We start from the raw sequence: 23463 nt of genomic DNA, 5'->3' as shown, positions 1-23463 counted from the left end.
GCTCGACCTCCCGGAACGAGCCCGGATCCACCAGCAGCTCGATCCGCTCACGCGCCGTCAGCTTGCCCTTGGCGTGCTGCGCCGCCGTCGCCTTCTCGCCCGGCCCGGCCAGCGCCTGGGCACGGATCTCGTGCAGTTCGGCTACTCGCCCGCGCGCGTCCGTCGGCTCACCCGGCGCCTCATCCAAAACGGTCATGTAGTGACTCTACGAAGGAGACCGAGGAAAGCGAGCCGTCGACTCCGTACAGTCTCCGGCGTGTTTTCCTGGTACCCCTGAACAGAACCTCGACGACATGCAGCCGTTTCGACTGCTCAGGGGGCCTGAGCCTTGTAGGGGTCGCACAAAGCCGTCAGCTGAGAGTCACCTCACATTCATGGGTGGTACATACCACCCCTGGAGTGACACGGAGGTGCAGACGGCGGCCTGTGGCGACGATCCGGACCGACTCGTCGGCCCTCACTACGCCCCGCACCGGACGGTCCCAGACGATCTCCAGGGGGGCGCCCGTGCGGGGCGGTTCGCTCACACAGAGGGTAGCGGTACGGCCCCGGCGGCGGACCAGCACGCTCGCCCCCGCCGTCGCGGTGAGCGGGCCGGCCGTGCCGGGCTGCCAGAAGTTCGCCGCCGTCAGGCCGAGCGGGGGCACGGAGACGGCCTGGCAGCGCTCGTCGTTGGCGAGGACCGTCATCCCACCGCGGTCGGCGGCCCGCCGGGCCACCGTCCGGCGGGTGGCTCCCGGCATGAGGACGTAGACGTACCCGGCGCCGTCCGGATCCGTGCCGTGGTCCAGCCAGAGCGTCTGCCAGCGGCGGGTGCGGCGCTCGGCGGTGCTGGTGGTGTTGATGTCCGCCCAGGCGCCGGTACGGTCCTCGCGCAGGGTCCGCAGGCCGCCGCCGGGCACGATCCAGCCACCGTGGCCCTCCAGGTGGGCCCAGTCCCGGCCCCGGGTGAGGGCCTGGGTGCCGTCCTCCCCCAGATTGCGGTTGTCGACGACCGTCTCGACGGGGACGCCGTCCGCGCAGGTGATGCCGGCGCCCAGGCAGACCACGGCGTCGGCGAGGAAGTACCAGGACTTGCGGGCTTCGAGGGTGGAGCCGAGCCCCTTGAGGTGCTGGCCGACGACGGCGTACTCGCCGTCCGTCGCCCCGCCGACCCAGCGCACGTCGGGCTTGGGCGCGCCCCACTCGCCGCCCGCCCGGTCGGGGAGCCGCCGGGTGGAGACGGTGGTGCCGGGCAGGCGGTACCAGTCGACGGTCGGCCAGAACCAGTCGGTGTACTGGTCGGACCGGCTGCCGTTCGCCCACCAGGTGAGCATCCCGGAACCGGTGTGCCAGCCGCGGGGGTTCTCGCCGTTGCCGCACTCGTAGTGGGCGATGCGGTCGCCGGCCATGGCCAGACCCGCGGTGAAGGCGGGCCGGCGGTGCACGGCGCGGTCCATGGCGGCGTAGAGGTGGTGCCCGACGGGCTCGGGCGCGGCCGCGACGGGCGCGTCGGCGATGGCCCGCAGCCGGGCCAGGTCGGCCACCCCGAACTGCGGCGCGGTGAGGACGGGCGTGACGGTGTCGCGCGCGATCCAGCCCTTGATCCGCGCGTGCCAGCGGTCGCGCTCGGCCTGGCTCGCGCCGCCCGCGAGGACCGCCATGGCCGCGATGAGCTGCTGCCCGTGGAAGTGGTCGCTGCGCATGACGTGCAGGTCGTCGCCGGCGAGGTGGCCGCGGCTGATGGCGCGCCCGTTGACGATGTCCATGACCAGCCCGTCGTGGACGAGCGGTGCGTAGGCGTGCTCGACGCTGTCGAGGACGGTCTGCCTGGCCGGGTCCGTGACCTCCCACTCCGATCCGGCGAGCAGGGCGAACAGGCGGCCGAGCCCGTCCAGCACGACCTGTCCGTACGTCCCCGAGTAGGCGACCCAGGTGTGCTGGACGAACGAGCCGTCGGCGTAGAGGCCGTCGCCCTCGGTGACGTACGGGAAGACGGGCGAGAGGGCGTCGCGGGCGAGGGCGATCTTGGCGGGGGCGCGGCCCAGGACGCCGCGCAGGGCGACGGAGCGGCACAGGTCCACGCGGTTGGCGCCGGTGGAGGTGCCGGTGTAGTCGCCGAGCATCGTGTCGGGGACGAAGTGGTCGACGGCGGCGCAGGCCGCGGTGACGCGCTCGGTGCCGAGGTGGTCGTACAGGGCGGCCGTGATGTCCATGAGCAGGCGCGGGCTGCCGATCTGCCACTCCCACCAGTTGCCGCGGCGCGTGGTGGACGGGTTGTAGACGGTGGCGGAGAGGTGGTCGAGGCCGCGCAGGACGTCGGCGAGGAGGGCCGCGTCGCCGGTGGAGCCGGTGCCCCGCTGGACGTACGCCTGCGTCATGGTCCACAGCCGGCCGTAGCTGGAGGTGATACCCGCGGGCGGGTCGAAGGGGTGGTCCGGCCAGAGCGACGTGGGGGTGGGGGCCATGCCGGCGCGGAAGGCGCGGGCGCGTTCGCCGGTCCCGGCGAGGCGCGAGGCGTACGGTTCGGCGGCCGGGTCGTAACCGGTGCCGAGGGCGATGTCGAGCCAGCGTCCCCGGAGGGCGGCGTAGGGGTCGCCGGCGACTGCGGCGGCGGGGGCGGTGAGCGCCGGGGCGAGACCGGCGGCCAGGGCCGCGGCGAGCAGGACGGTGCGTCGGGCGGGAGAGGCGGGGGTCCGGTGCGCGCGGTGCCACGGAGAGGTCATGCTCATGCCGTTTATCACGTCCGCACCGGCCGCGGAAGCACGCCGTACGGAGTGATCCTTCCGGGAAATCCTGCGAATGATGTTGAATATTGAACAGAATGAGTCTACGGTCGTTCCTGCTGGACTGATTGAACATTCAACGAAAACCAGGGAGAACGTCATGGGCCTCTTCGGCAGCAAGTCCACCGCCCCGGCCGCCGCCGCCCCCGCGGCCGTCAGCCCGGACCTCGCCGCGCTGACCGGCGACTACGTGATCGACCCGGCGCACACCACGATCGGTTTCGTCGCCCGGCACGCCATGGTCACGAACGTCAAGGGCAAGTTCCTCGACTTCACCGGCACGCTGCACCTGGACGGTGCCGCACCGGCCGGCTCCACGGCGTCCCTCGACGTCACGATGGACAGCATCGACACCGGTTCCGCCGACCGTGACGGTCACCTGAAGAGCGCGGACTTCTTCCGGACGGACGAGTTCCCCACGATGACCTTCCGCTCCACCAGGGCGGAGGCCCTCGGCGGCGACGACTACCGCATCACCGGCGACCTGACGATCCTCGGCACCACCAGGCCGATCACCATCGACCTGGAGTTCAACGGCGCCGCCAAGGACCCCTTCGGCAACGAGCGCGTCGGCTTCGAGGGCAAGGCGGAGATCCTGCGCTCCGAGTGGGGCCTGACCTGGAACGCGGCCCTGGAGACGGGCGGCGTGCTGGTGTCCGACAAGATCAAGCTGAACTTCGACATCTCGGCGATCAAGCAGGCGTGAGACCCGCGGCCCCACGGGGGCGGTGAAGTCCACGTCGGCGGCGGCCCGGACCCGGACACGGCGGCCGGGCCGGCCGATCGTCCGGTGGATCGCGTTGTACCGGGCGATCGAGCGGTCCGCCGGGACGAGGTCGGTGTCCGCCTCGCCGCGCAGCGAGGTGGTGTGTCCGTCGGCCACGACGACCAGGTCGTAGCCCCGGCTCAACGCCTGCCGCGCCGTGGTGTCCACGCAGGTCTCCGTGGCGAAGCCGGTCACGATCAGCTCGGTGACGCCGAGGGCCTCGAGCGTTCCGTCCAGACCGGTGCCCAGGAAGCTGTCGGGCGTCGTCTTGTCGACGACCGCCTCCCCCTCGCGGGGCGCCGGCTCCGGCACGACCCGCCACCCCTCGGTGCCGGGCACCGGTTCGTCGTCCCCCTGCCGCACCGTCACCACGGGCGCACCGGCGGCCCGCGCCCGCTCGCTCAGCCCCGCGATCGCGGCGACGGTCTCCGCGGCCCGGTGGGCGATGCCCGTCAGCGCGTTCTGCACGTCGATGACGAGGACGGCGCAGGAGTGCGGCACGGGGCCACGCCAATCGCTCGTACCGCGGTGGGGAACGGGCCGGTCCGTCCTCCGTGGACGGTCCCGGAACGTCCGGGCTCCGGTCGGCGGCTTCGTGACGGTCTCCGTCGGCATCCGTCGGCCGGCACGGTGGGGCGGGCTGGTTCAGAAGCCCCCGCCGAAGTCCCCTCCGCCGCTCCCGCCCCCGAAGTCGCCGCCGCCGAAACCGCCCCCGAAGTCACCCCCGAAGTCACCGGGGTCGAAGTCGCCGCCGGAGACGTCGCCCCCGCCGTAACCGCCGAAGTCGCCGTACCCGGCGCCGTAGTCGGCCGCGTAGGTGGGAGTGGCCATCATGCCGCCCAGCACCGTGCCGACCAGCAGACCGGGCAGGATGCCGCCGCCGAAGTAGCCGCCCGCCCAGGGGCCGTAGGCCGGGCCCGCGTCCCAGTACGGGCGGCGGCCGTAGTCGGTGTCCACCTCGCGGACCATGGGGTCCAGGCCGTCGGACAGGCGGGCCCGGTCGGCCGCGCAGACCGGCACCTCGCGGGTGGCTCCGCCCGGCGGGGTCCAGGTGGCGTCGGCGACGGACGGGCCGTGGCGCGGGTCGAAGAAGCAGGGCGGGCGGCGCTCGGGCAGCGGCCTGCCCTCGCGGCGGGCGGAGAGCTGCGCGAGGGAGAAGCGTCCGTCCTCCAGGGCCTCGGTGACGCCGCGGACGTCCTCCGGCCGACGGGCGTCCGCCATGGACGACTTCGCCTGGTCGTAGGCGTCCAGGGCGCGTTCGTAGTCGGCGCGCATCGCGTCGTCCGCGCCGGGCTCGGCGGGGTGGAAGTCCAGGCGGTCGAGTTCCTCGCCGAACGCCGTGATGTCCTCGTCGACCACCACCCGCAGCCGCTCCAGCGCCGCCCGCTGCTCCTGCTCGCGGCGGCGCCGGTTGCGCCGCACCAGCGCGTAGGCGCCCGCGCCGCCGGCCACCACGACCGCGCCGACGCCGATCAGGGCGCCCGTCGGGGCGGTGGAGCCGCCCGAGTCCCAGGAGGCGGGGGCGGAGCCGCGCACGCTGCGCAGCGCGTCGTCGACGAAGTCGTTCAGCTGGGCCTTGGGGTCTCCGGCGCCCTGCACGGCCGTGACCAGGTTGCGCACCCCCTGCCGGCTCAGCACGCTGCTGTCGGCGCGCGCGTCGAAGCGGTCGCCGAGGCGGATGCCGTACAGGCCGGTGACGCCGGTCTCCGTGCGGAGGTTCCGGAAGAGGTTCTGCGTCGGGTAGTCCGCCGGGAGGACCGCCACGAAGACCGGCTCGTCCGCGCTCTCGATCTTGTCGGCGAGCGCATCGGCGTCCGCCTTCGACAGCAGGTCGGAGGCGGCCGGGTCCACGTACACGGGACTCTCGCGCAGGGCCGCGCCGATCTCGGACACGTCCGTGTCCGCGTGGGCGCCGGGCGCGCCGGCCATCAGCAGCGTCAGCGCGGCGACGACCGGCACGACCAGCAGGCGTATGAGGACTTGCGTACGGGAGTCCGTCATACGCTCGAAAGTACCCGAATCCCTATCAATGAGACATCGATGAGGGAAGAGGGTGCCCGCTCACCGGGCCGGGGCGACCCCCGCGCGCAGCAGGCCGTACGTGTACGCGTCCTCCAGCGCCTGCCAGGAGGCGGCGATGACGTTGTCCGCGACGCCCACCGTGGACCACTCGCCCGCCCCGTCGGACGTGGAGATGAGGACCCGGGTCGTGGACTGGGTACCGTGCACGCCCTCCAGGATGCGGACCTTGTAGTCGACCAGGTCGAGCTTGGCGAGCTCCGGGTAGATCTTCTCCAGGGCGACCCGCAGCGCGCGGTCCAGGGCGTTGACCGGGCCGTTTCCCTCGGCCGTGGCGACGATGCGCTCACCCTTGGCCCACAGCTTCACGGTGGCCTCGTTGGCGTGGGTGCCGTCGGGGCGGTCCTCGACGATCGCGCGCCAGGACTCGACCTCGAAGTACTCCAGCCTCCTGCCCTCGGCCTCCGCGCGCAGGAGGAGTTCGAAGCTCGCGTCCGCGGCCTCGTAGGTGTAGCCCTTGAGTTCGCGCTCCTTGACCCGCTCCACGACCCGGCCGACCAGTTCCCGGTCGCCGCCGAGGTCGATGCCGAGCTCCTTGCCCTTGAGCTCGATGGAGGCGCGGCCGGCCATGTCGGAGACCAGCATGCGCATGGTGTTGCCGACCAGCTCGGGGTCGATGTGCTGGTACAGGTCCGGGTCGACCTTGATCGCGGAGGCGTGCAGGCCGGCCTTGTGCGCGAAGGCGGAGACGCCGACGTAGGGCTGGTGGGTGGAGGGGGTGAGGTTGACGACCTCGGCGATGGCGTGGGAGGTCCGCGTCATCTCGCGCAGCCGGCCCTCGGGCAGCACCTTCTTGCCGTACTTCAGCTCGAGGGCGGCCACGACCGGGAACAGGTTGGCGTTGCCGACGCGCTCGCCGTAGCCGTTGGCCGTGCACTGGACGTGGGTCGCGCCCGCGTCGACGGCCGCGAGGGTGTTGGCGACCGCGCACCCGGTGTCGTCCTGGGCGTGGATGCCGAGCCGGGCGCCGGTGTCGGCCAGCACCGTGGCGACCACGGCCTGGATCTGCGCCGGGAGCATGCCGCCGTTGGTGTCGCACAGGACGACGACGTCGGCGCCCGCCTCACGGGCGGCGCGGACGACGGCCTTCGCGTACGCGGGGTTGGCGCGGTAGCCGTCGAAGAAGTGCTCGCAGTCCACGAAGACCCGGCGGCCCTGGGCCTTCAGGTGCGAGACCGTGTCCGCGACCATGGCCAGGTTCTCGTCGAGCGTGGTGCGCAGCGCCAGTTCGACGTGCCGGTCGTGGGACTTGGCGACCAGCGTGATCACCTGGGCGCCGGACTCCAGCAGCGCCCTGACCTGCGGGTCCTCGGCGGCGGTCGTTCCGGCGCGGCGGGTGGAGCCGAAGGCGACCAGCTGGGCGTGCCGGAAGTCGATCTCCTGCTGGGCGCGGGCGAAGAACTCGGTGTCGCGCGGATTCGCTCCGGGCCAGCCGCCCTCGATGAAGCCCACACCGAAGTCGTCCAGGTGCCGTGCGATGGCCAGCTTGTCCGCGACCGTGAGGTTGATGCCCTCGCGCTGCGCGCCGTCGCGCAGGGTGGTGTCGAAGACGTGGAACGAATCGTCGAGTTCGCTGGGTGCGGTCATGATCTGAAGGCTCCTGTAGGGGATCTCGGTCAACCGGAATGACCGGCTCCACCGTCCACCTATGATCCCTCGCGCTCTCTTCCCGGCTTGAGGTGGGCCGGGAAAACGAAAAACCCCTCGCGGGTGCGAGAGGTCTGCGCGCGGGTCGAGGACGACGGTGTCCACCCGTACCTGGTCGTACGTGGTGGTCACTGCGGACCGGCGCGCCTGTTGCCAATAATCATGGCGAACGAGAGCACGGGGGAAGTCTGGCACAGTCCGTCCCCCTTCTCACCGTCCGTCTCAGGATGCGAGCGGAGCGCGTCCGCGTCAGGGCTCCGCGTAGAGGCCCTCGGTGAGGAACTCCCCCACGTGTCCGAGGACTCGCGCGCGGTCCGTCCCGCGCAGGCCGATCGCGACGTGGATGGCGAAGCCGTCGAGGAGGGCGCGCAGGCGGGTCGCGAAGCGGTCGGGATCGACACGGCGGAACTCGCCGCGCGAGACGCCCTCGGCGAGCAGGGCGACGAGGTCGCGGTGCCAGGCGCCCTCGATGGCGGCCTGCCGGTCGCGGGCGTCGCCGTCGGCGTTCTGCGAGTGGTTCCACACCTCCAGCCACAGCGTCCAGTGCGGGTCGCGGTGGCCGTCGGGCACGTACAGGTCGACGTAGGCGCCGAGGCGTTCGCGGGCCGTTCCGGGCCGCGTGAGCAGACGGGCGCGCTCCGCGCCGAGACGGCCCTCGCTCCACTCCAGGGTGCGCAGCAGCAGTTCGTCCTTGGAGCGGAAGTAGTACAGGAGATGACCGCTGCTCATGCCGACCTCGCGGCCGAGCGCCGCCATGGTGAGCTTCTCCAGACCGCGCTCGGCGATCATCTCCATGGCGGCGGCGAGGACCTCCTCGCGCGGCGGCGCGTTCTTGCGCGCCCTGGCCGCACCGGCCATCCCGGCTCCTCTCAGGTCCTCGGCTGCTGCTGCGTGATGCAGTGGATGCCTCCACCGTTCGCGAAGATCGTACGGGCGTCCACCGGCGTCACCGTGCGCTCGGGGAACAGCCGCCGGAAGATGCCCGCGGCGACCTCGTCGTTCGGGTCGTCGAAGGCGCACAGGACGACGCCGTCGTTGCACAGGTAGTGGTTGATGTACGAGTAGTCGACCCAGTCGCCCTCCTCGTCCTGCAGGACGGTCGGGGCGGGGACCTCGACGACCTCCAGGCGGCGGCCCTCGGCGTCGGTCTGGCCGCGCAGGATCTCCAGGTACGTCTGCGAGCGGGCGTGGTCCGGGTGGGCGGGGTCGCGCTGGCTGTGCACGACGACGGTGCCCGGCCGCGCGAAGGCCGCGACGATGTCGACGTGGCCCTGCGTGCCGTACGTGCCGTAGTCGCCGGTCAGGCCGTGCGGGAGCCAGATCGCCTTGCTGGTGCCGAGCTTGGCGTGGATCTCCGCCTCGACCTGCTCGCGGGTCCAGCCGGGGTTGCGGCCCGCGCCGAGCTGCACGGTGTCGGTCAGCAGGACCGTGCCCTCGCCGTCGACGTGGATCGCGCCGCCCTCGTTGACGAGCGTGCTGCTCAGCACGGGGACCCCGGCGAGGTCCGCGACGTGGCGGGCGATCTCGGAGTCGTGCTCCCAGCGGGCCCAGTCCTGGGCGCCCCAGCCGTTGAACACCCAGTCCACGGCGGCCAGCCGGCCCTCCTCGTCCTTCACGAAGGTCGGGCCGATGTCCCGCATCCACGCGTCGTCCAGCGCGCGTTCCACCAGGTCGACGTCCGGGCCGAGCAGTTCGCGCGCGGTGTCGCCCTGACCGGGGCCGTGCACCATCGTCACCGGTTCGAAGCGGCGCACGGCACGGGCGACGGACGCCCAGGCGGCGCGGGCGTCCGCCAGCCCGGTGTCGTCGCCGAACGTCGGGTTGGGGCCGGGCCAGGCCATCCAGGTGCGCTCGTGCGGGGCCCACTCGGGGGGCATGCGGAAGGTCATGGAGGTGTCCCAGGAGGTCGGAGGAGCCAGGGGGGTCAGAGGAAGTACAGGCGGTTGAGGGAGACGGACTCGGCCGGTCCGGAACGGACGGGGTCGCCGTCGAGGGTGACCAGGCCGGTGCGCTGGTCGACGTCGACCTGCCCGGTACGGGAGTTCAGGCGCAGGTCGGCGGGGCCGATGCCGCGGGTGCCGCGCACGGCGACCCTGCGCCGGCGGGTCGGCATGGTGTCGTGGCCCTGGTCGAGGGCGGCCCGGGCGACGAAGGCCACCGAGATGTCGGCCGGTGTGGCGCCGTGCGCTCCGAACTGCGGACCGAGCACGAGGGGTTCGCAGGTGTCGGTGGCCGCGTTCGGGTCGCCGGTCACGCCGTAGGCCGGGAAGCCGGACTTGAGGACCAGCTGCGGCTTGGCGCCGAAGTACTCCGGGCGCCACAGCACGATGTCGGCGAGCTTGCCGACCTCGATCGAGCCGACCTCGTGGGCGAGGCCGTGGGCGATGGCGGGGTTGATGGTCAGCTTGGCGATGTAGCGCAGGACGCGCTCGTTGTCGTTGTCGTCGTCGGGGGCGCCGAACTCGGCCTTCATCTTGCCGGCCATGGCGAAGGTGCGGCGGACCGTCTCACCGGCCCGGCCCATGCCCTGCGCGTCGGAGGAGGTGATGCCGATGGCGCCCAGGTCGTGCAGCACGTCCTCGGCGCCCATGGTCCCGGCGCGGATGCGGTCGCGGGCCATGGCGGCGTCGCCCGGCAGGTCGGTCTTCAGGTCGTGGACGGAGACGATCATGCCGTAATGCTCGGCGACCGCGTCCCGGCCGAAGGGCAGGGTGGGGTTGGTGGAGGAGCCGATGACGTTGGGGACGCCGGCCATCTTCAGCACGTTGGGGACGTGTCCGCCGCCGCAGCCCTCGATGTGGAAGGCGTGGATGGTGCGGCCCTCCAGGACGCGGAGGGTGTCCTCCACGGAGAGGCACTCGTTGAGGCCGTCGCTGTGCAGGGCGACCTGGACGTCGTGCTCCTCGGCGACGCGCAGTGCGGTGTCCAGGGCGCGGGTGTGGGCGCCCATGTCCTCGTGCACCTTGAAGCCGCTCGCCCCGCCCTCGGCCAGGGCCTCGACGAGCGGCGCCTCGTGGGAGGAGGACCCCCGGCCCAGGAAGCCGATGTTGACCGGCCAGGCGTCGAACGCGCCGAACGCGTGCCTCAGCGCCCAGGGCGAGTTGACGCCGACGCCCCAGACCGGGCCGAACTCCTGGCCGATGATCGTCGTCACGCCGGACGCGAGCGACGCCTCCATGATGCGCGGGGAGAGCAGGTGGACGTGGGTGTCGACGGCTCCGGCGGTGGCGATGAGCCCCTCGCCGGACACGATGGACGTGCCCGTGCCGACCACGACGTCGACGCCGTCGAGGGTGTCGGGGTTGCCGGCCCGGCCGATGGCGCAGATCCGGCCCTCGCGGATGCCGACGGAGACCTTGCGGATGCCCTGCACGGCGTCGATCACGACGACGTTGCTGATGACGACGTCGCAGGTCTCGCGGACGGCGGCGGCCTTGAGGTGCAGTCCGTCGCGGGCGGTCTTGCCGAAGCCGGCGAGGAACTCGTCGCCGTACTTCTGGGCGTCGGACTCGACGCGGACGGTCAGCCCCGAGTCCCCGAGGCGGACGCGGTCGCCGGCGCGGGGACCGTGGGTGGCGGCGTACTCGTACGGGGTGAGGCGGCGGGCCTCGGCGGGGTGGCCTCCTGGGCGGCTCATCGCTCGACCTCCTGATCAGGTGTTTCCGTGACGCCGAGGTAGCCGCAGGCGGCGGCCCGGCGCAGGGCCTCCTCCTTCGCGCCCGGCGCGTCCAGCGGACCGTCGACCAGACCGGCGAACCCGATCGCGACGCGTCGCCCGCCGATGGGCACCAGGCCGACCTCGGCGCTCTCCCCCGGTCCGAAGCGGACGGACGACCCGGCGGGCACGGCCAGGCGCATGCCGTAGGCCCGCTCGCGGTCGAACTCCAGGCGCGGGTTGGCCTCGAAGAAGTGGAAGTGGGAGGTGACGGAGACCGGGACGCCGGCGGTGTTGGTGACGGTCAGCCGCACCTCCGCCTCGGGGTCGGAGTGCGGCGGGCCGGGCAGCAGCGCGCCCGGACCGTCGTCCCCCGTGGTGCCGCCGATGGGGTCGGAGACGACCGCGAGCCGGGAGCCGTCGTCGAAGACCGCCTCCACGTGCACCTCGGTGACCACGTCGGCGACGCCGGGCAGCACGTCGTCGGGGCCGAGCACGGACCGGGCGCGCTCGACGGCCTCCGCGAGGCGCGCACCGTCGCGGGCGGCCTCGCAGACGGTGTCCGCGATCAGGGCCGTCGCCTCCGGGACGTTCAGCCGGAGCCCTCTGGCCCGGCGGGCACGGGCCAGTTCGGCGGCCCCGAAGAGCAGCAGCCGGTCACGTTCCGTGGGTGTCAGTCTCACGACGCGGCACCTCCTTGCCTTCCTTGCGTTAGAGCATCACTCTAAACAGTGAATGCGCGGAAGGGAAAGGTGAGCGGACGAACCGGACTGACACCGCATTGAACGCCGCTCTAACCTTCGGACGGACGCCGGGGAGGACCGGCCGCCGGCCCCCGGCCCGGGAACGGGCCGCCGGCCCCCGGCCCGGGAACGCGAAGGGCGGCCCCGGTGTCCGCGTCCGCGGATCCCGGGGCCGCCCTGTCGACGACCGGAGGGGGCGAGCCCTAGCCGAGCCGGTGCATCCAGCCGTGGGCGTCCTCGGTGACGCCGCGCTGGATGCCGAGCAGGGCCTCGCGCAGGCGCAGCGTGGCCGGGCCGGGGGTGCCGTCGCCGTGGGTCCAGGCGTCGCCCTTGGTCTTGACGTGGCCGATGGGCGTGACGACGGCGGCGGTGCCGCAGGCGAAGACCTCGGTCAGCGCGCCGGACTTGGCGTCCTCGCGCCACTGCTCCAGGGTCACGACGCCCTCCTCGGCGGTGTAGCCGAGGTCGCGGGCGACCTGGAGGAGGGAGTCGCGGGTGATGCCCTCCAGGATCGACCCGGTCAGCTCCGGGGTGACGATGCGGTCGCCGTAGACGAAGGCGATGTTCATGCTGCCGCTCTCCTCGACCTTGGTGCGGGTCACCGCGTCGAGGTAGACGACCTGGTCGCAGCCGTGCGCGGCGGCCTCGGCCTGGGGCAGCAGGGAGGCCGCGTAGTTGCCGCCGGTCTTGGCGTCGCCGGTGCCGCCGGGGACGGCTCGGACGTGGTCCTCGGAGACCCAGATGGTGACCGGCTTCACGCCGCCGGCGAAGTAGGCGCCGGAGGGGGAGGCGATCAGCATGAAGAGGTACTCGTTGGCCGGGTGCACGCCGAGCCCGGTCTCCGAGGCGAACATGAACGGGCGCAGGTAGAGGGACTCCTCGCCGCCGTGCGGCGGCACCCAGTCGGCGTCCTGGGTGAGCAGCGCGTCCAGCGCCGCGATGAACAGCTCCTCGGGCAGCTCGGCCATGGCCATGCGGCGGGCGGAGTTGCGGAAGCGGCGGGCGTTGGCCTCGGGGCGGAAGAGCGCGACCGAGCCGTCCGGCTGGCGGTAGGCCTTCAGTCCCTCGAAGATCTCCTGACCGTAGTGGAGGACGTGCGAGGACGGGTCGAGGGAGATCGGCCCGTACGGGACGAGCTGCGCATCGTGCCAGCCCCTGCCCTCCGTCCACTTGATCGTCACCATGTGATCGGTGAAGTGGCGGCCGAACCCCGGGTTGGCCAGGATCGCCTCGCGCTCGGTGGCGGAGAGCGGGCTGGCGGAGGGCTTGAGCTCGATCGTGGGCGTCGTCATGGGTTGATGTCCTTCACCGGTTGTCGTGACGGGCCGCGCTCACGCCCGCACGGCCGGTGGCCGGTGGTAGGACGTCCGAGCATTCCCTCATGCCGCGGCTCCGCGTCCGATTATCGCGCGCGGGTCCGCGTCGGCTGAAACGGGGTGAATGCGGCCCTGGGGTCGATGGTCGCACCCGGCGGGGACAGGTGAAAGCCGCCGGGCGCCTTGTTTTCCGGACCCGGCGGCTTCGAAAGGTTGTGTTTCGAGTGCGCGGCCCGGTCAGCCGGCTACTCGTACGGCGAGCGCGTCGCCGATCTCGGAGGTGCTGCGGGCGGGCTTGCCGACACGCTCGCCGAGATCGGCGGCGACGGCTTCCTCGATCCGCGTCGCCTCGGCCTCGTGGCCGAGGTGGCGCAGCAGCAGGGCGACGGACAGGACCGTGGCGGTCGGGTCGGCCTTGCCCTGGCCGGCGATGTCGGGCGCGGAACCGTGGACCGGCTCGAACATCGAGGGGAATTCGCCGGACGGGTTGATGTTCCCGCTCGCGGCGACGCCGATGCCGCCGGAGACGGCCGCGGCGAGGTCGGTGATGATGTCGCCGAACAGGTTGTCGGTGACGATCACGTCGAAGCGCTCGGGCTGCGTGACGAGGTAGATCGTCGCCGCGTCCACGTGCATGTACTCGGTGGTGACCTCGGGGAACTCCTCGGCCACCCTGTTGAAGACGTCGGTCCACAGGTGACCGGCGAAGGTCAGCACGTTGTTCTTGTGGATCAGCGCCAGCTTCTTGCGCGGACGGGCCTGGGCGCGGGCGAAGGCGTCGCGGACCACGCGCTCGACACCGAAGGCCGTGTTGACGGAGACCTCGGTGGCGACCTCGTGCTCGGTGCCCTTGCGGATGGTGCCGCCGTTGCCGGTGTACGGGCCCTCGGTGCCCTCGCGGACCACGACGAAGTCGATCTCCGGCTGGCCGGCGAGCGGGGTGGCCACACCGGGGAGGAGCTTCGACGGACGGAGGTTCACGTGGTGGTCGAAGGCGAAGCGGAGCTTGAGCAGGAAGCCGCGCTCCAGCACGCCGGACGGCACCGACGGGTCGCCGATCGCGCCGAGCAGGATGGCGTCGTGCTGCTTCAGGGCGTCGAGGTCGGCGTCGGTGAGGGTCTCACCGGTGGCGTGGTAGCGCCGGGCGCCGAAGTCGAACTCCTTGGTCTCCAGCTTCACATCCTGCGGGAGGACGGCGGAGAGGACCTTGAGACCTTCGGCCACGACCTCCTGGCCGATGCCGTCACCGGGGATCACTGCGAGCTTGAGGATGCGAGAGCTTGCCGACATGCACGGCACCCTACTCTCCGTCCCACGGGATGACATGCGGCGTCCGGCATGCGGACACCGTCGGTGCCACCCCGGGGCACGGCCGTCCTCAGTGGCCGGTGGATCCGCCGTTGTCCCGGCGGTCGAGGGCGCGCTGGAGGGCGGCGGCGGCGTTCTTGCGATCGGAGTCGCTGGTACGGGAGGTGTGGCGGACTCGGCGGCGGACGGTCGTCTCGGCCATGGGGAATCGACTCCTTCGACACGGATGCGGAGTGCGGAAAGGGGGTTGCGAGACGCCGGAAGGGGCGGGGAGCGGCGGGCCGCAGGGATTGCCTGCGCGGGGCCCGGCTCACGACCGCCGTTCGCTCGATGGAGCGGGACGTTCGGCTCCTACAAAGCTAAGGGAGCCCGGAGCATCTGTCTGCACAATTACTCGGACTTCCTACTATCTGAGACGGCGCCGTCGGCCACACACCGACGACACGTCCGTGACCTGGGCGAACGCCTACAGTACGTCGCCGTCCCGCCAGTCGAAGAGGAGTCCGGCGGCACCGGACCGCGCCGCGGTGGCGGGCCACACGTAGGTCGATCCCTCCTCCTCGGCGAGCCGGACCGCCCCCTCGGGGCCGAGCGCGTGGATCGGCCCGGGCCAGACCCGCCAGCCCCGGGCCGTGTAGAGAAGGGCGCCGTCGTCGCTCGCCGAGAGTGCGCCGAGGTCGTAGGCCCGGTCGACGACCTCCTCCAGGGCGCCCATGACCAGGCTCCCGAGGCCGGTGCGCCGCACGTCCCGGCGCACGGCCACCGCCTCGACGTAACCGGTGCGCAGCCAGCGGCCCCGCAGCCGTACCCGCCGCATGACGACCGATCCGTGTGCGGCGAGCCCCTGTGCGTCGTGGACCAGGGCGTGCACGCCGCCGAGCGCGTGGTCCCAGTCGTCGTCACCGAAGTCGCCGTCGAAGGCGTCGTGCAGCAGCTCGTGGACGGCGCGCAGCTCGTGCGGGGCGAGTTCGGCCGTGTGGGCGGTGCGGAGGCGGTCGGTCATGGGGGCCATTGTCACGGGCGGACGGGGCCGGGCACGCGGAACGGGCCAGGTCCGAAGACCTGGCCCGTTCCGTGGTGGGACGTCAGCCCATGTGCGGGTAGGTGTAGTCGGTCGGCGCGACCAGCGTCTCCTTGATGGCGCGGGTCAGCGTCCAGCGCATCAGGTTCTGCGGGGCGCCGGCCTTGTCGTTGGTGCCGGAGGCACGGCCGCCGCCGAAGGGCTGCTGGCCGACGACGGCGCCGGTCGACTTGTCGTTGATGTAGAAGTTGCCGGCCGCGTAGCGCAGCTTCTCCATCGTGTACGCCGCCGCCGCGCGGTCGTTGGCGATGACCGAACCGGTGAGGGCGTAGTCGGAGACGGACTCCATCTGGGTCAGCATCTCGTCGTACTTGTCGTCCTCGTAGACGTACACGGCGAGGATCGGGCCGAAGTACTCGGTGCGGAACACCTCGTTCTCCGGGTCGGTGCACTCGATGACGGTCGGGCGGACGAAGTAGCCGACCGAGTCGTCGTAGGAGCCGCCGGCGACGATCGTGCAGGCGTCGTCCTCCTTGGCGCGGTCGATGGCGGCCTTGTTCTTGGCGAAGGACCGCTCGTCGATGACGGCGCCGATGAAGTTCGACAGGTCGGTGACGTCACCCATGGTGAGGTAGTCGACCTCGGCGGCGAACTCCTCCTTGAACCCGTCGTTCCAGATGGACGCCGGGATGTACGCGCGGGAGGTGGCGCTGCACTTCTGACCCTGGTACTCGAAGGCACCGCGGGTCAGGGCGGTCTTCAGCACGGCGCGGTCGGCGCTCGGGTGGGCGACCAGGAAGTCCTTGCCGCCGGTCTCGCCGACCAGGCGCGGGTAGGTGCGGTACTTCTCGATGTTGTTGCCGACCGTCTTCCACAGGTGCTGGAAGGTCTTGGTCGAGCCGGTGAAGTGGATGCCGGCCAGGTCGCGGTGGTTCAGGGCGACCTCGGAGACCTCCAGGCCGTCGCCGGTGACCAGGTTGATGACGCCCTTGGGCAGTCCGGCCTCCTCCAGCAGCTCCATGAGCAGCACGGCGGCGTGGGTCTGCGTCGGGGACGGCTTCCAGACCACCACGTTGCCCATCAGGGCCGGGGCGGTGGGCAGGTTGGCCGCGATCGCGCTGAAGTTGAACGGCGTGATCGCGTAGACGAAGCCCTCCAGCGGGCGGTGGTCCAGGCGGTTCCACACGCCCGGCGAGTTGGCCGGGGGCTGCTCGGCGAGGATGTTGCGCGCGTAGTGGACGTTGAAGCGCCAGAAGTCGACCAGCTCGCAGGGGCTGTCGATCTCGGCCTGCTGGGCCGTCTTGGACTGGCCGAGCATGGTGGAGGCGGCGATGGTCTCGCGCCACGGGCCGGACAGCAGCTCGGCGGCGCGCAGGATGATCGCCGCGCGGTCGTCGAAGGCCATCGCGCGCCACGCCGGGGCGGCGGCCAGGGCGGCGTCGATCGCGTCCTGGGCGTCCTGCCGGGTGGCGTTCGCGTACGTGCCCAGGCGGGCCTTGTGGTTGTGCGGCTGCACGACGTCGAAGCGCTCGCCGCCGCCCATCCGCTTGACGCCGCCGATGGTGCAGGGCAGGTCGATCGGGTTGTCGGCCAGCTCCTTGAGCTTGGCCTCCAGGCGGGCGCGCTCGGGCGAGCCGGGGGCGTAGCCGTGCACCGGCTCGTTGACGGGGGTGGGGACCTGGGTCACAGCGTCCATGGGTTACGGGACTCCTTGACGTGAGCGGTTTCGAGCTGTGGTGCGGGCTCAGCCCTCGGTACTCAGCCCTTGCTGACCATCGAGCGGACGAAGAAGCGCAGGTTCGCCGGCTTCTCCGCCAGACGGCGCATGAAGTAGCCGTACCAGTCGGTGCCGTAGGCGGTGTAGACGCGCATGCGGTGGCCCTCGGCGGCCAGTCGCAGGTGCTCCTCGCTCCGGATGCCGTACAGCATCTGGAACTCGTACTCGTCGAGCTTGCGGCCGGCGGACCGGGCCAGCTCCTGCGCGATGGAGATCAGGCGGGGGTCGTGGGACCCGATCATCGGGTAGCCCTCGCCCTCCATCAGCGTGCGCAGGATCCGGACGTACGCCTTGTCGATCTCGTGCTTCTGCTGGTAGGCGACCTCTGCGGGCTCCTTGTAGGCGCCCTTCACCAACCGTACGCGACTGCCGCTGTCGGCGAGGCGGCGCGCGTCGGCCTCGGTGCGGAAGAGGTAGGCCTGGATGACGCAGCCGGTCTGCGGGACGTCCTTGCGGAGCTCCTCGTGGATGGCGAACATCGAGTCGAGGGTGGTGTGGTCCTCGGCGTCCAGGGTGACCGTGGTGCCGATCTCGGCGGCGGCCTCGACGACCGGGCGGACGTTCTTCAGGGCCAGCTCGTGGCCGCCGTCCAGCGCCTGGCCGAACATCGACAGCTTCACCGACATCTCGGCGCGGGTGCCGAGGTCCAGCGGCTTGAGCCGGTCGATCAGCTCCAGGTAGGCGTCGCGGGCGGCCTCGGCCTGGGCGGGGTTCGTGATGTCCTCGCCGACGACGTCCATCGTCAGCTCCAGGCCCTTGCCGGTGAGGTCCTGGATGATCGGCACGATCTCGTCGACCGTCTCGCCGGGGATGAACCGGTCGACGACCGGCTTGGTCACCGGCGCGGCCGAGACCAGACGTCGCATCTTGTCGCTGCGCGACGCGGCGAGAATCACGGGACCCAGCACGGGGCACCTCCACTTACCAAGCAACACAAGGCCGATACCCGATGTTTCGGGAACGGCACGGAGAACCACCGTGAAATTTAAGGACCTCCCCGATCGTCGGCCATCGACAGCTGTCACGCATCCGCGCCACGGTTCTCAGACAGATGTATGAAGCATCGGTGCGAATGCGGCAGAATGCCCGGGTGACGACGTCGGATTCCAGAGGTGCGGCAGGCTCCGGTCGCTCCCGGGGCGACTACCAGGAGCTGGTCGACGAGGTCTCCGAGCTGCTGGGCGCGCCGGCGACCCTGGAGAACCGCGACTTCGAGCTGATCGCCTTCGGCGCGTACGACAGCGAGGGGGAGCTGGACCCCTCCGCGCTGGATCCGGTGCGCACCCGCTCGATCCTCACCCGCCGTTCGACGGCGGCCGTCCGGGCGTGGTTCGAGGGCTTCGGCATCACCCGGGCGGCCGGCCCGGTCCGCATCCCGTCGGCCCCGGAGGCGGGGGTGTACCGGGGGCGGATCTGTCTGCCGGTGCGGCACCGGGGTGTCGTCCTCGGGTACGTCTGGCTCCTGGACACCGATCCGGGCCCGACGGAGCGGCAGCTCGCGGCGGCCATGGAGGTGACGGCCCGGATCGGCGCGCTGCTCGCGGACGAGGCACAGCACGGCGCCGACCTCAGCCGGGAGCTGCGGGCCGTCCTGACCGCCGAGCGCGACTGGCAGCGGGACATGGCCGTGGCCGAACTGCGCACCGCCCTCGGCTCCCGCGCGGACACCCCGCACACGGTGGTGTGCATGGCCCCCTGGCCGTCCGCCGACCCCGAGGACGCGCCCTCGGTGCGGACGGTGCCGGGGGCGACGGCACTGTGCACGGTGCCGTGGAGCGGGGCGGCCGCCCCCGGGTCCGGGACGGCCCTGTCACTGGCGCTGCTGGTCCGGCTGCGCTCGACGGACGTGCTGACCCCGGCGACGTCGGCGGCGGGGCGGCTGCTGGAGCGGGCCCGCGGGACGGCGGGGGCCGTTGCTGCGGCGGAGGTCGCGGCGGGCGTCGCCGCCCCGCGCACCGGGCTGGGTGACCTGGCGGACGCCTGGTGGGAGGCGTCGGCGGCGGCCCGCGCGGCGCTCGCCGAGACGCGGTTCGGTCCGGTCGCCGAGTGGGCGTCCATCGGCCCGTTCCGCCTGCTGGCCGCGCTGCCCCCGCGGGCCGCGCAGGACCCCGTCGTGCGGGCGCTGCTCTCCCCCGCCCACCACGAGCTGGCCCGCACCGCCGAGGTGTACCTCGACCGCGCGGGACAGGCCGGCCGCACCGCCGCCGAGCTGGGCATCCACCGGCAGACGCTGTACTACCGGCTCTCCCGCGTGGAGCAGCTCACGGGCCTGGACCTGGACGACGGCGAGGACCGGCTGCTGCTGCACATGGCGCTCAAGGCCTACCGGCTGTAGCGGCCTCGATCACCTGGCGGAGCCCCTCGGTGAGGCGTCCGGCCTCGGGCGCGCTCTTCGGATCGAAGGTCCACTGCGCGATGAGGCCGGTCATCAGGGTGACGTAGAACGCGCCCAGGGTGTCCGTCGTCTCGTCCGTCACGTCCTCCTCCCTGCCGCCCATGAGCAGGGGGATGATGCCGCGTCCGGCCTCGCGCTGGGCGCGGCCGAGGTGGTCGCGCAGCTCGGGCATCCGGTCGCCCATGACCAGCACTTCCATGCTGAGGCGCCAGACGGAGCCGGGCTCCCGCATGGTGCCGATGATGTTGGACCACACCTGCTGGAACCGCTCGACCGAGCCCGGTTCGGTGCCGTCCAGAGCCGGCCCCTCCCCTTCGAAGGCGCCCCCCATCCCCTCGATCAGCGCGATGTACGCCTGCGCGAGCAGGACGTCCTTCGACCCGTAGTGGTAGCCGATGGACGCCAGGTTGGTCCCCGACTCCTTGACGATGTCCCGCGCGGTCGTGCGCGCGAACCCCTTCTCCAGCAGGCAGCGCTTGGCGCCCTCGAGCAGATCCTCACGGTGTCCCATGGCGCCACCTTACCCGCCCTCCCATACGCACGTCTTAAACAATGTTCTAGACAGACGTATAAGACGTGCGTACAGTCACCGCCATGACAACGAACCCGCCCCGCGCCGGGCGCCGTGAGTGGACGGCGCTCGCCGTCCTGATGCTGCCGCTGCTCCTGGTCTCGATGGACGTCTCGGTCCTGTACTTCGCGATCCCCTCGATCAGCGCCGATCTGGAACCGAGCGGCACGCAGCAGCTGTGGATCTTCGACATCTACGGCTTCGTCCTGGCCGGCCTGCTGATGACGATGGGGTCGCTGGGCGACCGCATCGGGCGGCGCAGGCTGCTGCTGATCGGCGCGGCGGCCTTCGGCGCGGCCTCTCTGGTGGCCGCCTACGCACACAGCGCCGAGACCCTCATCGCGGCCCGCGCGGTCCTCGGCATCGGCGGCGCGACCCTGATGCCGTCGACGATGGCGCTGATCCGCACGATGTTCTCCGACTCCTCGCAGCGGGCGAAGGCGGTCGGGCTGTGGTCCGGGGTGATGACGGCGGGCATCGCGCTCGGCTCGGTGATGAGCGGCGTGCTGGTCGAGTACTTCTGGTGGGGCTCGGTCTTCCTGGTCAACCTGCCCGCGATGGCCCTGCTCCTGGTCCTCGGCCCGGTGCTGCTGCCGGAGTCGCGCAGCCCCCGCGCCGGCCGCTTCGACCTGCTGAGCGTGCCGCTGTCGATGGCCGCGGTCCTGCCCGTGATCTACGGCCTGAAGGAGATCCCGACCGAGGGCTGGAACGTGAAGTACGTGATGTCGGTGACCGTCGGCCTGCTCTTCGCGGCACTGTTCGTGCACCGCCAGCGCACCGCCGCGTCCCCGCTGATCTCACCGCACCTGTTCCGCACCCGCGGCTTCACCCCGGCCGTCGTCCTCAACCTGGTGTCGGCCTTCGGGATGATGGGCTCCTCCTACTACACCACCCAGTACCTCCAGTCGGTGCTGGACAAGAGCGCGCTGGAGGCCGCGCTGTGGGCCCTGCTGCCGTCGGTGCCGATCGGTCTCGCCGCGCCGCTCGCCATGCGGCTGGTCCAGCGGGGCGTGGATCGGGCGTATGTCGTCGCCGGCGGATTCGTGGTCGCTGCGGCCGGGTACGGCCTGCTGGCCCTCTCCGGCACCGACTCCCTGTGGCTGCTGCTGGGTGCGTGCGCGGTCATGGCGAGCGGCATCGTCGCGGTGATGTCCCAGCTCGCCGACCTGGCCCTCAGCTCCGCACCGGTCGAGAAGGCAGGCGCGGCGTCCTCCCTGATGGAGACCGGAACAGAGTTCGGCGGCGCCCTGAGCCTGGCCGTCCTCGGCTCGATCGGCACGGCCGTGTACCACCGCGAGATGCCGGCGGCGGCGCCGGACGCGGCCCGGGAGACTTTGGGCGGCGCGCTGGCCGTCGCGCGTGACCTTCCCGGGACCGCGGGAGAAGCGCTGGCGACGGCGGCGCGGGCGGCGTTCACCCACGGGATGCAGGGCGCGGCCGTCGCGGGCGCGGTACTGCTGCTGGTGGCGGCCGTCCCCGCCGCGCGAGCACTGCGCGGGATCCGGGTGCGCGAGGAGGCGGAGACGACGAACGCCGGACAGGCCGACTCGCTCAGCCCGTCCGGCGTTTGAGGAAGATGTCAGACCAGGTTCACCGACCGGGCCGAGGCCGCGCCGATCTCCGCCGCGACCTCGGTGAGCACCCCGGAGGGCACCGTGTCGTCGACGGTCAGCACCGCGAGGGCCTCGCCGCCGACGGTCGCACGGGCGACCTGCATGCCGGCGATGTTCAGGCCCGCCTCGCCGATGATCCGGCCGACGGTGCCGACGACGCCCGGACGGTCCTCGTAGCGCAGCACCACCATGTGGTCGGCGAGGGCGAGGTCGACGTCGTACTCGCCGATGGCGACGATCTTCTGCACGTGCTTCGGGCCGGCCAGCGTGCCGGAGACCGACACCTCCTGGCCGTCGGAGAGGGTGCCGCGCACGGTGACCACGTTGCGGTGGTCGGCCGACTCGGAGCTGGTGGTCAGGCGGACCTCGACGCCGCGCTCCTGGGCGAAGAGCGGGGCGTTGACGTAGGACACGGTCTCGTCGACGACGTCCTCGAAGACACCCTTGAGGGCGGAGAGCTCCAGCACCTTCACGTCGTGCTGGGTGATCTCGCCGTAGACCTCGACGTCGAGGCGGACGGCGACCTCGCCGGCGAGTGCGGTGAAGATGCGGCCGAGGCGCTCGGCGAGCGGCAGACCCGGCTTGACGTCCTCGGCGATGACACCGCCCTGGACGTTGACCGCGTCGGGGACCAGCTCACCGGCGAGGGCGAGGCGCACCGACTTGGCGACGGCGATGCCGGCCTTCTCCTGGGCCTCGTCGGTGGAGGCACCGAGGTGCGGGGTGCACACGACCTGGTCGAACTCGAACAGCGGCGAGTCGGTGCAGGGCTCCTTGGCGTACACGTCCAGGCCGGCGCCGGCGACGCGGCCCTCCTTGAGCGCGGAGTACAGCGCCTGCTCGTCCACGATGCCGCCGCGCGCGGCGTTGACGATGCGGACGCTCGGCTTGACCTTGCGCAGCGCCTCGTCGCCGATCAGGCCGAGGGTCTCGGGGGTCTTGGGCAGGTGGACGGTGATGAAGTCGGAGACCTCGAGGAGCTCGTCCAGCGACAGGACCTTGACGCCCATCTGCGCGGCCCGCGCGGGCTGCACGTAGGGGTCGTAGGCGACGACCTTCATGCCGAACGCCGACATGCGCTGCGCGACGAGGGCGCCGATGCGGCCGAGGCCGACGACGCCGAGGGTCTTCTCGGCCAGCTCGACGCCGGTGTACTTGCTGCGCTTCCACTCGCCGTTCTTCAGCGCGGCGTTGGCCTGCGGGATGTTGCGGGCGGTGGCGATGAGCAGACCGCAGGCCAGCTCGGCGGCGGTCACGATGTTGGAGGTCGGGGCGTTCACGACCATCACGCCGGCCTTGGTGGCGGCGGAGACGTCGACGTTGTCCAGGCCGACGCCGGCTCGTGCGACGACCTTGAGCTTCTTGGCGGCGGCGATGGCCTCGGCATCGACCTTGGTGGCGGAACGGACCAGGATCGCGTCCACGTCGGCGATGGCGGGGAGCAGTTCGGCCCGGTCCGCGCCGTTGCAGTGGCGGATCTCGAAGTCGGGGCCGAGCGCGTCCACGGTCGCGGGCGACAGCTCTTCAGCGATGAGTACGACGGGTTTCGAGCTCACGTGAGTCCTCACAGGTCCAATGCGGACGGCCGTCCCGACGGCCGCAGGCGGTGGAGGGTTGAGTGGCCGCGTGGAAGACGCACGACGCTGTGAGCCTGACGCGTATGTTGTGCAGCAGTCTAGTGGCGTGGCGGGGGTCGTCCTGCGCCTCCGCGGAAGGATCACCCGTCCGGGGCTGGACGGGATGGACAACGCCGTACGTACGACGTTACCGCGGGTTCGCCGAAGGGGCCGGAGCACAGTGCTCCGGC

Annotated in this window: 19 protein-coding genes and 1 pseudogene; 3 read left to right on the top strand and 17 right to left on the bottom strand. The window is 71.9% G+C overall.

The window, feature by feature from the left end:
- Together ACZ4V6_RS31460 and ACZ4V6_RS31455 are read right to left on the bottom strand one after the other, a co-directional pair.
- Nucleotides 1-196, bottom strand: a 196-nt coding sequence (locus tag ACZ4V6_RS31460; RefSeq protein ID WP_467833974.1) for a carboxyl transferase domain-containing protein, incomplete at its 3' end; no start/stop codon positions are given.
- A gap of 154 nt (nt 197-350) precedes the next feature.
- Nucleotides 351-2705 (bottom strand): polysaccharide lyase 8 family protein, encoded by a 2355-nt coding sequence (locus tag ACZ4V6_RS31455; protein ID WP_467833977.1) that lies wholly within the window; start codon nt 2703-2705, stop codon nt 351-353.
- A 160-nt stretch (nt 2706-2865) separates the two neighbouring features.
- Between ACZ4V6_RS31455 and ACZ4V6_RS31450 the strand changes: the two genes are divergently transcribed.
- Nucleotides 2866-3471 carry a YceI family protein gene (locus tag ACZ4V6_RS31450; RefSeq protein ID WP_467833972.1) on the top strand — a complete coding sequence of 202 codons (606 nt, stop codon included), beginning with the start codon at nt 2866-2868 and terminating at the stop codon, nt 3469-3471.
- Between the two features lie 165 nt (nt 3472-3636).
- Here the strand turns inward: ACZ4V6_RS31450 and ACZ4V6_RS31445 are convergent.
- The 13 genes and pseudogenes from ACZ4V6_RS31445 to ACZ4V6_RS31385 all read right to left on the bottom strand — a co-directional run.
- A pseudogene (locus tag ACZ4V6_RS31445) lies at nt 3637-4146 on the bottom strand (isochorismatase family protein); the annotation flags it as partial.
- A 30-nt stretch (nt 4147-4176) separates the two neighbouring features.
- Nucleotides 4177-5532: a hypothetical protein gene (locus ACZ4V6_RS31440; protein ID WP_467833971.1), complete on the bottom strand. Its 1356-nt coding sequence runs from the start codon at nt 5530-5532 to the stop codon at nt 4177-4179.
- Nucleotides 5533-5592: 60 nt separating this feature from the next.
- Complete coding sequence (cimA, locus tag ACZ4V6_RS31435; protein WP_467833969.1) at nt 5593-7197, bottom strand: citramalate synthase; 1605 nt, start codon at nt 7195-7197, stop codon at nt 5593-5595.
- A gap of 309 nt (nt 7198-7506) precedes the next feature.
- Complete coding sequence (locus ACZ4V6_RS31430) at nt 7507-8115, bottom strand: TetR/AcrR family transcriptional regulator (protein ID WP_467833968.1); 609 nt, start codon at nt 8113-8115, stop codon at nt 7507-7509.
- A gap of 11 nt (nt 8116-8126) precedes the next feature.
- Nucleotides 8127-9146, bottom strand: a complete 1020-nt coding sequence (locus ACZ4V6_RS31425) for an agmatine deiminase family protein (protein WP_467833966.1) — start codon at nt 9144-9146, stop codon at nt 8127-8129.
- 35 nt (nt 9147-9181) lie between these two features.
- Nucleotides 9182-10894 carry an urease subunit alpha gene (locus ACZ4V6_RS31420; protein ID WP_467833964.1) on the bottom strand — a complete coding sequence of 571 codons (1713 nt, stop codon included), beginning with the start codon at nt 10892-10894 and terminating at the stop codon, nt 9182-9184.
- Nucleotides 10891-11595, bottom strand: a complete 705-nt coding sequence (gene ureA / locus ACZ4V6_RS31415) for an urease subunit gamma (RefSeq protein WP_467833963.1) — start codon at nt 11593-11595, stop codon at nt 10891-10893. Before ureA ends, ACZ4V6_RS31420 begins: the two co-directional genes overlap by 4 nt.
- A 263-nt stretch (nt 11596-11858) precedes the next feature.
- Nucleotides 11859-12947, bottom strand: coding sequence for a branched-chain amino acid aminotransferase (locus tag ACZ4V6_RS31410; protein ID WP_467833961.1), 1089 nt, complete (start codon nt 12945-12947; stop codon nt 11859-11861).
- Between the two features lie 261 nt (nt 12948-13208).
- Nucleotides 13209-14261: a 3-isopropylmalate dehydrogenase gene (locus ACZ4V6_RS31405; protein ID WP_467833960.1), complete on the bottom strand. Its 1053-nt coding sequence runs from the start codon at nt 14259-14261 to the stop codon at nt 13209-13211.
- An 88-nt stretch (nt 14262-14349) separates the two neighbouring features.
- The gene (locus ACZ4V6_RS31400) at nt 14350-14481 is read right to left on the bottom strand and encodes a hypothetical protein (RefSeq protein WP_077799388.1); all 132 of its coding nucleotides are present in this window, start codon (nt 14479-14481) and stop codon (nt 14350-14352) included.
- Nucleotides 14482-14745: 264 nt separating this feature from the next.
- Nucleotides 14746-15282 carry a GNAT family N-acetyltransferase gene (locus tag ACZ4V6_RS31395; RefSeq protein WP_467833958.1) on the bottom strand — a complete coding sequence of 179 codons (537 nt, stop codon included), beginning with the start codon at nt 15280-15282 and terminating at the stop codon, nt 14746-14748.
- A gap of 82 nt (nt 15283-15364) precedes the next feature.
- Nucleotides 15365-16996: an L-glutamate gamma-semialdehyde dehydrogenase gene (gene pruA, locus ACZ4V6_RS31390; protein ID WP_467833957.1), complete on the bottom strand. Its 1632-nt coding sequence runs from the start codon at nt 16994-16996 to the stop codon at nt 15365-15367.
- A gap of 62 nt (nt 16997-17058) precedes the next feature.
- Entirely contained in the window at nt 17059-17985 is a 927-nt protein-coding gene (locus ACZ4V6_RS31385) for a proline dehydrogenase family protein (protein WP_467833955.1), read from the bottom strand.
- A gap of 164 nt (nt 17986-18149) precedes the next feature.
- On the opposite strand from ACZ4V6_RS31385, the gene ACZ4V6_RS31380 reads away from it, so the two are divergent.
- Nucleotides 18150-19412 carry a PucR family transcriptional regulator gene (locus ACZ4V6_RS31380; protein ID WP_467833953.1) on the top strand — a complete coding sequence of 421 codons (1263 nt, stop codon included), beginning with the start codon at nt 18150-18152 and terminating at the stop codon, nt 19410-19412.
- On the opposite strand, the gene ACZ4V6_RS31375 is transcribed toward ACZ4V6_RS31380, so the two are convergent.
- Entirely contained in the window at nt 19393-19983 is a 591-nt protein-coding gene (locus tag ACZ4V6_RS31375) for a TetR/AcrR family transcriptional regulator (RefSeq protein WP_239763125.1), read from the bottom strand. The genes ACZ4V6_RS31380 and ACZ4V6_RS31375 overlap by 20 nt on opposite strands.
- Before the next feature lie 83 nt (nt 19984-20066).
- On the opposite strand from ACZ4V6_RS31375, the gene ACZ4V6_RS31370 reads away from it, so the two are divergent.
- Complete coding sequence (locus ACZ4V6_RS31370) at nt 20067-21614, top strand: MFS transporter (protein WP_467833951.1); 1548 nt, start codon at nt 20067-20069, stop codon at nt 21612-21614.
- A gap of 8 nt (nt 21615-21622) precedes the next feature.
- Here ACZ4V6_RS31370 and serA read toward each other — a convergent pair whose 3' ends face one another.
- Nucleotides 21623-23212: a phosphoglycerate dehydrogenase gene (gene serA / locus ACZ4V6_RS31365; RefSeq protein WP_467833950.1), complete on the bottom strand. Its 1590-nt coding sequence runs from the start codon at nt 23210-23212 to the stop codon at nt 21623-21625.
- Nucleotides 23213-23463: the final 251 nt, after the last annotated feature.

Source organism: Streptomyces sp. NPDC029152 (assembly GCF_055564355.1).
The sequence above is the reverse complement of the archived record's forward strand: the minus strand, read 5'-3'. Positions and strand labels throughout refer to the sequence as shown.